Origin of the sequence: Micromonospora inaquosa, from assembly GCF_003857055.1 — a bacterium.
GTDB lineage: Bacteria > Actinomycetota > Actinomycetes > Mycobacteriales > Micromonosporaceae > Micromonospora > Micromonospora inaquosa.
On the sequence record NZ_QGSZ01000101.1, the window covers coordinates 1 to 1,381 of the forward strand.

Annotated in this window: 1 protein-coding gene; it reads right to left on the reverse strand. The window is 67.7% G+C overall.

The features are described from left to right. Window positions 1-1,264, reverse strand: a 1,264-nt coding sequence (locus DLJ59_RS02125) for an IS4 family transposase (RefSeq protein ID WP_244235788.1), incomplete at its 3' end; no start/stop codon positions are given. Window positions 1,265-1,381: the final 117 nt, after the last annotated feature.

Sequence of the window (1,381 nt, forward strand, 5' to 3'; positions counted from 1 at the left end):
TGGGGCCGCGGGCTTGGTATTTGCTGTTGGAGCGTTTGATCATGCGGGACTTGACGCGGATGCGGCGGTCGGGCAGTAGGTGGTTCAGGACGTGGGTGCCGATGACGCCGACGAGGTCGATGACGGTGTCGGTGATGACGCCGGCGGCTTGCACGACTTGGTTGCGGGCGGTGTCCAGGGCGGTGGTGAAGCTGGCCCGGTCAGGGTCGATGCCGGGTCGGCTGTCGGTGGCGTCGACCATCGCGGTGCGTAGTAGTTGGTAGACGCTGAGCAGGGCGTAGACCTCTTGTTGGATGCCGTCGGGGGTGCGGGCGCGCAGGACGCGTCCGGCCAGGATGCTGGATTTGAGTTCGAGGTAGGCGGTTTCGATCTCCCAGCGCTGGTGGTAGAGCCGGACCAGTTCGGCGGCGGGGTGTGTGGCCGGGTTGAGCAGGGTGGTGAGCAGTCGGTAGTCGCCGGTGTGGGTGCCCGCGGTGGTGGTGATGCTGATCTGCGCGTCGATGACCCGGATGGGTAGCCCGCCGATGAGCGAGGAGAAGGAGCCGTCGCGGTAGCGGCGCAGGTTCGGTAGTTTGCGGCCGTTCTTGCAGCGGATGAGCAGGTGCGCGCCGGTCGCGGCGAGGGTGGTGATCAGGTCTGCGGCGGCGTAGTTGCGGTCGGCCAGCAGCAGCATCCCGGGTCGCAGGCTGCGGGCGAGGTGGCGGGCTTGGTCGAGTTCACCGACGGCGGCCGGGTCGAATACGGCGTCGATCAGCGAGCGGGTGCCGCAGGACAGCAACGCGCTCAACCGCAACTGCGGGTAGCCGGAGCCGCCGTGGTTGCCTCGTTGTTTGCGGTAGCGGTCGGTGTTGGCGGGCGAGTCCGCGACTGTCAGCAGGGTGCCGTCGATCGCCGCCACCAGCAGACCCCGCCAGCGCACCTGCGTGGCGCTCGTGGCGGCCGGGCCGCGCAGCAGTTCGAACAGGGCCTGCACCGGTTGCGGACCGAGCCGTTGCCGGGCCTGGCGCAGTGCGCTGCCGGTGGGCGACACCAGCGGCAAGCCGGCCAAACCACTGGTCAGCTTGCGCCATACCTGCTGGTATCCCAGCTCTGCGAAGAGGCACCCCGCGAGCAGCAGATACACGACAACGCGGGCCGGCAGTAGCCGGACCCGCGACTGCGTACGCCTGGTCGAGGATAGGACATCGTCAACCATCTCGAACGGCACCAGACGAGTCAGCTCGCCCAGATGACCCGGCGCGAACACGCCCGCCGCTACCGTCACCGTCCGGGTTATGGCAATCTGATCAGCCAGCGGAGCTCCAGGTTCAAGGGCGTCTTAGAGTGACCACCCTCTATACCGGAGCTCCGCTGCTTTACGTCCTAGACACGCCTTGACACC